This is a genomic window from Sphingomonas sp. BK069 (genome assembly GCF_014193405.1).
GTDB lineage: Bacteria > Pseudomonadota > Alphaproteobacteria > Sphingomonadales > Sphingomonadaceae > Sphingomonas.
In genome coordinates this window covers 1-9,035 of the sequence record NZ_JACHZH010000021.1, presented here as the reverse complement: position 1 = coordinate 9,035, position 9,035 = coordinate 1, and the positions used below count along the sequence as shown (strand labels likewise).

The following is a 9,035-nucleotide window of genomic DNA, read 5'->3' as shown; positions in this document are numbered from 1 at the left end:
CGGGGTTAACCCCGCCCGTTGCTTCACCTGCGCTCATGCGCGACAACACCGGTCAGTCTCTGGTTGCCGCTGGATGAAAGGCGGGGGTCACGTCACGACAGCCACACGGCGTTGATCCGCCTGGAAAGCGATCGGGTGGACCTGCGCGCCGACTATGACGATCTGCTGCCCGGGTTCGAGCATGTGCGCCTGCGCGGTTCCTACACCGATTACGCGCATGACGAAGTGGATGGCACGCTTCTGTTCTCGCGCTTCACCAACGAGGTCTGGGACGGTCGCGTAGAAATGACGCACAAGCCGATCCTGGGCTTCACCGGTACGGCAGGCGTTCAATATACCGATGGCACGTTCAGTGGCATCAACGTCAACAACCTGCATGTTCCGTTCGGCGACGGCGGTTACGGCTTGGACGGCAGCCCCGATTATCGGTCAGAGAACGTCGGGATCTTCCTGACCGAACGCCGCTCCTTCGGCGCGTTCGATCTAGAGGCAGCGGTGCGCCAGGACTGGCGCCGTATCGACGTGGGCGTGCCCCCATGGCGCGAAACACTCGGCACTGAACTCGCCGATCTGTTCGTCGAATGGTACGGATCCGACTGGCGGACCATCCTGGAGGCTGAGGACGTCGCAGCGTTCCGACAACGCTATCCGACCGTGCGGCACGATCCCTTCTCAGCATCGATCGGCGGCACGTGGAACGCCGGTCGGGGCTACTCGATCGGGCTCTCCTATGGTCATACAGAGCGCGCACCCGGCGTCCGCGAACTTTACGCTCGTGGCAACAACCTGGCGACGAACAGCTACGAACTCGGCTTGGTGGCGGAGGTCGACGGCTTGGAGAACAGGGGCGTGTCGGCAGAGGACATCCTGGAGACCACCGATGCGATCAACCTGACGCTCCGCAAAACGGAAGGCGCGCTAGGGTTCGAGGTCGGCCTCTTCTACCAGGACGTGGGCGACTATGTCTTCGCGCGGCTGATCGAGACCGAGAACGAGACGGGAGTTCCGCACAACTTTCTGGTCTACACCGCCGCCGACGCGCGATTCGCCGGTATTGACGGGCAAGTGAGCTACCAGATCACGCCCGCATCGCGTGTTGCTTTGTTTGGCGACTATGTGGATGCGAAGCTGAAGAGTGAGAACGACAACTTGCCGCGCATCCCACCGGGCCGCCTGGGCGCGCGCTACGAACATCGCGCCGGTCCGCTGTCGGGCGACCTCGAATATGCGCACACTTTCCGCCAGACCAACGTCGCGTCCTACGAGACGCCAACCTCCGGCTACGATCTGCTGAACGCCACGCTCAGCTATCGGATTGACCTTGAACCGGCCAAGTCGGTGGAATTCTACGTTCGCGGCACCAACCTCCTTAACGAATTGGCCTTCGTGCACACTTCGTTCGTGAAGGATCAGTCGCCGCTGCGTGGCCGCAACGTCGTCATCGGCATGCGTCACGCCTTTTAATTTATCGTGGGTGCTGCAGCACCACTACGGCACCCGCCTCATTCGACCCGGTCGTAGGAGAGATCTTTCTAGGCGTAAGCACCTATGAAGTTTGGCGAGTCGAAAGGCGGCATGCTCCGCGGGGGCACGCCAGTCACCCATTGCTCGCCTTCAACTCCTCGCCCAGAATGATCCCGCTTATGGGTGGGATTTACACGTCCCGCATCAGCGCGTGCAGAATGGGCGCGGGAACGGCTAGGCCGTTCCTCCCAATTACAACGCGATCGAACCAGCAGACGCCGCTGCGCGCGCGGGACCTCGGTGCTCCGCAATGCAGGCGCTGCATACCGCCGCGGTGGTGCAACAGGGGCAATCAACCATCATCTCAGCCGTCAATCATCCGTCGCTTCGGCGAGCTGGTCATGGTCTAGGTCGATCGCACCGAACTCGATGATCACGACGAACGGGCGCTGCGACTGGCGTGAGCGCACCAGTCGATTGCGCAGCATCGTCTTGCCGCTGCCGAGCAAACCGGTGCGGACGGAAACGGGGATCAGTGCGTCCGGTCCGGCGAACAGATCGGTCTCGCGCGCCCTCCTGCCGCCAGATCATCGCGGGCGTGCCGAAACCATATCCTCACCGGTCGTGAATGCGCCTCGCCCATGTCTGGAAAGAGCGCTGCGTCGCACAATTTGACAGGTCGTCGAGCGCCTCAAGGTGACAGCGGTCCCGTCGTCTCTGGACCATGTCGTTCGTCACGCCCGCGGCTGCAGAAGGCTCGTCACCATGATGCTAGACACTCCACGCTCCTGCCTCTACTTAGTGATGATATACTGTCTCGTCGGAGAGATCTCATGTCGCTCAATGCACGTCTGCCGGTCACGGTGCTGTCCGGTTTCCTGGGTGCGGGCAAGACCACCACGCTCAATCACATCCTCGCCAATCGCGAGGGGCGTCGCGTCGCCGTGATCGTCAACGACATGTCGGAGGTGAACATCGACGCCGACCTGGTGCGCGGCGGCGATGCCGCTCTGGCTCGATCGGAAGAGAGCCTAGTCGAGATGACCAACGGCTGCATCTGCTGCACGCTGCGCGACGACCTGCTGAAGGAGGTCCGCGCGCTGGCAGAAACGGGCCGGTTCGACAGCCTCGTGATCGAGAGCACCGGCATCTCCGAACCGCTGCCGGTCGCCACTACCTTCTCCTTCCGCGACGAGGAAGGACATTGCCTGGGCGACGTCGCGCGGCTCGACACGATGGTCACCGTGGTCGACGCGCTGAACCTGCTCGCCGACTACTCGAGCCAGGACTTTCTCGCGGATCGCGGCGAGAGCCTCGGTGAGGCCGACACGCGCAGCCTCGTCGGCCTTCTGGTCGAGCAGATCGAGTTCGCCGACGTCGTCGCCATCAACAAGGCGAGCGCGGTCTTGCCCGAGCAGCTGGCGGTGGTGAAGAAGCTCGTCGCCTCGCTCAACGCCGACGCGCGGATCGTCACCTGCGACCACGGCCGCGTGCCGCTCGACGCGATGCTCGACACCGGCCTGTTCGACGAGGACAAGGCGTCGCAGCACCCGCTCTGGGCCAAGGAGCTCTACGGCTATGCGCATCACCAGCCCGAGACGGAGGAATACGGCGTCGAGAGCTTCGTGTATCGCGCGCGGGCGCCGTTCGATCCGGTCCAGCTTCACGCCTTCCTGACCGACGGCGGGCTCGATCATGTCATCCGCGCCAAGGGGCATTTCTGGCTGGCGACCCGTCCCGACTGGGTCGGCGAGCTGGCGGTTGCCGGCAGCCAGACGATGACCGCTCGGATGGGCCGCTGGTGGGGAGCGCTGCCCAGGCATCACTGGCCCGACGACGACCGCTTCGAACGCTTCGTCGCGCGGCACTGGGACGACGTCTGGGGCGATCGCCGCCAGGAGCTCGTCTTCATCGGCATCGGGATGGATGAGCGCCGCATCCGCGACCGACTCGACGCCGCGCTGCTGCCGGTCACGCGCTTCACGCCGGAGACATGGACCGCCCTGCGCGACCCGTTCCCGAGCTGGGAGCCGCGGATGGAGGCGGCGGAATGATCGCCGCCGCTAGCCCGCGCGACGAGGCGGTAGTGATCAGCCGGGACGCCGGGGCGCTGCTCCGCATCGGCGAGGTAGGCGTCCACCTCGCCGTTTGGCAGCGATCGATGCCGCACGCTCTCTCCGGTCTATCGGCGCTCGACTGGGGTAAGATCGAGGACATCGACGCGCCCGTCGCGCTGGACGAACTCGCGAGCACGCTACCCCATCTGATCGCCGGGGCCGGCTATGGTGACCGCGCGGGCGCGCTCGGGCATGAGCTGATCGCGCTCGCTCGCCGCTTCGCCGCGATCATGTCCTGCGCGGTGCTGAGGTTTCGCCTGGAAGTGATCGAGACCGACGCCTGCCGCCGCTTCCACGCCGACCTCGTCACCGCTCGCTTGCTGATGTCGCTGATAGGTCCGGGCACGCAGTGGATCCATGCCGGGAGCGACGGCCCGATAGAGCAACTGCGCGCGGGTGAAGTCGGCCTGTTCAAGGGCCGACGCTGGACGGACGAGCCGCTCATCCTCCATCGCTCGCCCCCCGTCAGCGAGACGGGCGAGACGCGACTGCTGCTGGCGCTCGATCCCTGGACCGGGCACGAGGAGGCATGACCACCCGCAACGGAAGCAAAATCATGGTCGGCAACGAGTGCTTGCAGACGGTGTTGGACGTGGTCTGCCCCCTTCCGCTATCGTCGGCCGGTACGTTGCTGGGACGCCATCGTTCCTCAATGTGACACGCCTGTACGCCACGTGAGCGGGAGGGTGGCTAGCGCAACCAGCTGATAACGGTGAGAGCACCAGCCGCTCATGAAGGTAGCTCGAGCCGTGACCCGTTCGCGCTTTGTAGCACGCGCTAAAGGCGGGCTTTCTCCCTGGTGCTGAACGCCGCTCCTGGTTTGCTGATTTCGGGTCAGGCCGCGCGCTCGGTAGGAATGGCGCGCTCTCCGACAACTTCGAAGCGCCCTCCATCTACGAGCACCTGCGGGCTCAGCGGGCGGCAGTTATAGCTGGAGGCCATCGAGGCACCATAAGCACCGGTCGCATGGAAGACGGCCAGATCGCCCCGGGCGACCCGGTCAATCTCCTGGTTCGTGCCAAAGGTGTCGCCGGTCTCGCAGACGGGTCCAGCGAGATTGGCGACCATCGTCTCGCCGGAGGGCTGAACGGCGGCAAAGCGGTGGTAGGCGCCGTACATCGCCGGCCGCGCCAGATCGTTCATCGCCGCATCGACGATCACGAACGGTGCCGCAGTACCCGGCTTTACCCAGATGACGCGCGTCATGAGGACGCCGGCGAGCCCGGCGATGATCCGACCTGGCTCGAAGGTCAGACCGACGTTCCACTGCGCGGTGACGCGCGCGACCATGGCCGCATAGTCGGTGAGCGAAGGGATATGATCCTCCTCGCGGTACGGGATGCCGAGCCCGCCGCCGAGGTCGACGCGGGTAATCACATGCCCACGTGCACGCAGCTCGAGGATGAGTTCGCCGACGCGGCGGTACGCCGCCTCGAGCGGCGCAAGGTCGCTAAGCTGGCTGCCGATGTGCAATGCCAAACCATGCAGGTGCAACCCGTCGAGCCGGCCCAGCCGATCGTAGATGTCGGCGGCATCGGCGATGCTGACGCCGAACTTGTTCTCGCGGCGCCCGGTCGAGATCTTGGCGTGGGTGCCCGCGTCGACGTCGGGGTTGACGCGCAGCACCGCCGGCGCGCGCCGACCCCGAACGTACGCGAGGCGCGAGAGCACTCGCCCCTCCTCCTCCAACTCTAGGTTGAACTGGCCGATGTTGGCGTCAAGCGCATCGCTGAGCTCGCGGTCGGTCTTGCCGACGCCCGAGAAGACGATCCCGGCCGGCGCCATGCCCGAATCGAGCGCACGGCGCAGCTCGCCACCCGAGACGATGTCGGCACCGAAGCCGCGCCCGGCGAGCAGGCGCAGCACCGCGCTGTTCGGATTGGCCTTCACCGCGAAGGCGAAGCGGGCCGCAGGCAGGGTCCGCAGCGCCGAGCGGAAGGCGTCCGCTGCGTGGCGCAGCGCGGCGGCCGAGTAGACGTGCACCGGCGTGCCGACTGCCTCCGCGATCGCCGACAGCGGCACGTCCTCAGCGTGAAGGGCGTTATCCTTGTACGCGAAGAAGCTCATGGATCTGTCGCTCACAGGCCGAAGCCATCGCTGTTCTGCCCACGCCGACGCACGCGTGCGGCATGGACCGCGGTTGCGGTATGATAGTGGCCGCGCCGCTCGGCGCGGAACACCTGCGCCACGCGCTTGCCGTGTACCATCAGCGGCAGCCCGAGCAGGGCGACGATGAAGAGCGGCACCATCAACGGTGATCGATCCAGCATCAGGCAGGCCGCACAGGCGCCGGCGAACAGGGCGAAGCCGGTGGCCTTCCAGGCGAGGTCGCGGTGGGTCACGCGAGCATACCTCCGATCGCAACGGCGGCTGGATCACCGATCACGCGCTCACCCGCGGCTGCGAGCAATCCGCTGAGACCCGCCCGATGATCGTCGCGCGCGGTGCCGTGCCAAAGCACGATATCGGCGGGGAAGACCGCCTCCTGAGCCAGCGCCTGCGCCATGTCGACCTGGTTGAAGGTGAGGCCGATCGCGCCGTCCCGCATCATGCCTGCGGCCGAGCGGGCACGGGCGATCATCGCAGGTGAACCGTCGATGCCGCGCGCCTCGATGGCGGTGAAGCCGAGCGCACGCGCCTCACGTGCCGCCTCGATCAGCAGCGCACCATTGCCGCAGTCGGCGTCGACGATCCGGACCGAGCAGCGGTGCCGCTGCCGCAGATCGGCCAGCGCCGTGACGAGCGGAAGCCAGCGCGGATCGGCGTGCACCGTGCGCGAGCCCGGCACTGCGAAGTCGCGCGCTGCGCGGGGACCATTGGCCGGCGACTGGCCGGCCTTCTTCATCGTCGCTGTCATGATGACCTCCTTCAGGCCGCCCGCACGAGCGCGCGCTCGCAGGCGGGGACGGGACCGAACGGGATGAGGGGCTTCAGCGGCGTGACCGCCATCTCGAGGCTGGCGTGATAGATCTCGCGCTCGGCGTGAGCGAAGCTCAACGCGGCGCCGCGAGAGGTAAAGCGGCCCTCGAGCTTGCCCGCGCCGTCCTGGACGAGCCAGTGGCCCGCAAGGTCCTGACCGACGTAGATGACCGGGCCGCGTTCGTCGGGCTCCGGAAGAGGTTCAGACGACATGATCGCTGCTGATGCCTTCGATAACCGGGCATCGGGTGCCCGCCCATCTCAGCTACGCTTGCTCCCATAGTCTTTCGAGATCGATTCCCGGGATCGGCATAGTGGCCGCATAATCGTGCCAACGGCTCGTCGCATTTTAGGCGGCTCACAACCAGCGAGCGCGACGGAACCGCCAGTACAGCGCCGAGCAGATCGCGAGGATGACCACCAAAGTGGCAGGGTAGCCGTACCGGCTGTGCAGCTCGGGCATGTGCTCGAAGTTCATGCCGTAGATTCCCGCGATCGCGGTCGGCACCGCCAGGATGGCGGCCCAGGCGGCGAGCTGACGCGCAATTGCGCCGGTACGCTGCTGCTCGATGAGGTTGCTGAACTCGAACACCGAGGTGAGCAGCTCGCGCAGCCCACTCGTCATCGCCTCGACGCGGCGGACGTGATCGAGCACGTCGCGGAAGTAGAGCCGTGCCTCGGCGTCGACGCACGGCAGCTCGTTCCTGGCGAGCTTGCGCGCGACCTCCTCCATCGGCACCAGGATCCGGTCGAAGCGCATGAGGTCACGACGGAGCGCAAAGATGCGCGCGATCTCGGCGCGATCGAGGAAGGTGTCGAGCATGCGCTGCTCCATCGCGGCGACCTCCTCCTCCAGCGCGGTCACCAGCGGCAGATAGCCGTCGACGATGAAGTCGAGCACGGCGTGGAGAACATAGTCGCCGCCCTTGCCGAGCAGGTCAGGCGCGGCCTCGAGATGCTCACGTAGCGGCCTGTGCGAGCGGGTCGAGCCTTGGCGAACGGTGATGATGTGGCTGTGTCCAAGGAAGGCGGCGGTCTGGCCGTAGACAATGCGCCCATGGCACAGGTAAGCCGTGCGGCCGATGACGAACAGCTGGTCGCCATAGACGTCGACCTTGGGCAGCTGCCCGTCCTTGAGCGAGTCCTCGACCGCGAGCGGATGCAGGCCGTAGAGCCGCTGCAACGTCTCGATCTCGTCGGAACACGGGTCGCTGAGCCCGATCCAGACGAATTCGGAGCGGTCGCTCGGACAGCTGACCTGCTCCTCGATCGCGATCTCGCGAACGCGGCGTCCATGGCGGTACAGGTAGGCGGCAATGACCGGCACGAGCGAGAGCGCCTCAGCGGTGCCGGTGAGCGAGGCTCGCCGTCTGCCGCACCTTCGCCGATCGGGCACGGGCGACCGCGATGACGTGGCGTGCCTGCATCAACGAGGCGGAACGACGCGAGTCAAATGCGCGTCCTCCAGGCGAGATCGGGAGGGTGAATCGCTCCTTCAGTGACGCTTTTACCTTGGCTTGATCATTCCTGCCGGGCTCAAGCAGCTTTTTGCCGTGCACCAGCAGTAGGATGCCGCAGGTGGCAAGCAGGAAGCTGAGCAGACCAAGCGCAAACTCTGCCGGGTGTGCCGGTCCGGTCCGTACCACATCGTACACGGCGCGGTGTAGCAGAGACGTGCCGGTCGCGGCGACTAAAAGGATGACGCCGAGCAAGCGAGCAGGGAACTTACGCACGTGATCTCGCCGTCGTGTCCGTCACCCGCAGGCTGAGTCGTCCATCGATCCTGGGCGCCGTTCCTGCAGAGGACGCGATCGCGATCTGCGGCTGCCATCCCCTTTCCGTCTGCACGAAGCGCCGCGCGGCGTCGGCAGACGCGAAGCGGCCGAGCAGCATTCCCGCGCTCTCGCGCACAGTCCAGCTGCCGTCAGTATCGCGCCCCACAACGAGCAGCGCAGGCTCCTTGATGTTGTTCATCGAGAGTTGCTCCGTCAGAGAAGAGACACTCACGCATGCGCGGTGTCGCCACCGCGCGCTCACCTCCACCTCATCGAACAGGTGCCGTCCGAGGCTGAGCAGCAAGCCGCCTGCGCTCGCTGCCACGAAGCCGATGGATGCCAGAGTGAAGGAGAGCGGACCTGCCTTCATCGGAGGCAAGTTCAGCGAACCAAGGCGTGCGACAGCGAAATAGGATAGCGCCCACAGACACAAGCCGCCGGCGCGAAGCGCGACGTCACCGGATCTCGATCGATGCCACCGAACCATGCCACCATCCTCGTTGAGGTGGCGATCCAGCTATTCCGTGCGGTGTAGCAATTCGAGATCGAAAAGCGGAAACACCATAGCCTCGGCATAGTGATGCGACGAAGGTGCTGTCAGTCTAACGCGAACTCGTCTCTCCACGATGCACCTCGCCCTTCGCCTGCACCGACTCAGCTGACGATGACGTGACCCCCGCCTTTCATCCAGCGGCAACCAGAGACTGACCGGTGTTGTCGCGCATGAGCGCAGGTGAAGCAACGGGCGGGGTTAACCCCG

Annotated in this window: 11 protein-coding genes; 3 read left to right on the top strand and 8 right to left on the bottom strand. The window is 65.7% G+C overall.

Features of this window, described 5'->3' with window-relative positions:
• The first annotated feature begins 111 nt into the window (after positions 1-111).
• On the top strand, positions 112-1,464 hold the full coding sequence (locus FHY02_RS22505) for a TonB-dependent receptor (RefSeq protein ID WP_260173092.1): 1,353 nt from the start codon (positions 112-114) through the stop codon (positions 1,462-1,464).
• A 371-nt stretch (positions 1,465-1,835) separates the two neighbouring features.
• On the opposite strand, the gene FHY02_RS22500 is transcribed toward FHY02_RS22505, so the two are convergent.
• Complete coding sequence (locus FHY02_RS22500) at positions 1,836-1,997, bottom strand: GTP-binding protein (protein ID WP_311731919.1); 162 nt, start codon at positions 1,995-1,997, stop codon at positions 1,836-1,838.
• A gap of 300 nt (positions 1,998-2,297) precedes the next feature.
• Between FHY02_RS22500 and FHY02_RS22495 the strand changes: the two genes are divergently transcribed.
• The gene (locus FHY02_RS22495; RefSeq protein WP_183926596.1) at positions 2,298-3,518 is read left to right on the top strand and encodes a GTP-binding protein; all 1,221 of its coding nucleotides are present in this window, start codon (positions 2,298-2,300) and stop codon (positions 3,516-3,518) included.
• Entirely contained in the window at positions 3,515-4,114 is a 600-nt protein-coding gene (locus tag FHY02_RS22490) for a DUF1826 domain-containing protein (protein WP_183926594.1), read from the top strand. The genes FHY02_RS22495 and FHY02_RS22490 overlap by 4 nt, the downstream gene beginning before the upstream one ends.
• A 301-nt stretch (positions 4,115-4,415) precedes the next feature.
• On the opposite strand, the gene lysA is transcribed toward FHY02_RS22490, so the two are convergent.
• The 7 genes from lysA to FHY02_RS22455 all read right to left on the bottom strand — a co-directional run bounded on the left by lysA (position 4,416) and on the right by FHY02_RS22455 (position 8,762).
• A complete protein-coding gene (gene lysA, locus FHY02_RS22485) occupies positions 4,416-5,648 on the bottom strand; it encodes a diaminopimelate decarboxylase (protein WP_183926592.1) in 1,233 nt (410 codons plus the stop codon).
• Between the two features lie 11 nt (positions 5,649-5,659).
• A complete protein-coding gene (locus tag FHY02_RS22480; protein WP_183926590.1) occupies positions 5,660-5,923 on the bottom strand; it encodes a hypothetical protein in 264 nt (87 codons plus the stop codon).
• Positions 5,920-6,426, bottom strand: coding sequence for a class I SAM-dependent methyltransferase (locus tag FHY02_RS22475; RefSeq protein ID WP_260173091.1), 507 nt, complete (start codon positions 6,424-6,426; stop codon positions 5,920-5,922). The genes FHY02_RS22480 and FHY02_RS22475 overlap by 4 nt, the downstream gene beginning before the upstream one ends.
• Positions 6,427-6,449: 23 nt before the next feature.
• Positions 6,450-6,713, bottom strand: coding sequence for a hypothetical protein (locus FHY02_RS22470; RefSeq protein WP_183926586.1), 264 nt, complete (start codon positions 6,711-6,713; stop codon positions 6,450-6,452).
• Positions 6,714-6,858: 145 nt separating this feature from the next.
• Entirely contained in the window at positions 6,859-7,827 is a 969-nt protein-coding gene (locus FHY02_RS22465) for a magnesium and cobalt transport protein CorA (protein ID WP_183926584.1), read from the bottom strand.
• 13 nt (positions 7,828-7,840) lie between these two features.
• Positions 7,841-8,233 (bottom strand): hypothetical protein, encoded by a 393-nt coding sequence (locus tag FHY02_RS22460; protein WP_183926582.1) that lies wholly within the window; start codon positions 8,231-8,233, stop codon positions 7,841-7,843.
• Entirely contained in the window at positions 8,226-8,762 is a 537-nt protein-coding gene (locus tag FHY02_RS22455; RefSeq protein ID WP_183926580.1) for a hypothetical protein, read from the bottom strand. Before FHY02_RS22455 ends, FHY02_RS22460 begins: the two co-directional genes overlap by 8 nt.
• Positions 8,763-9,035: the final 273 nt, after the last annotated feature.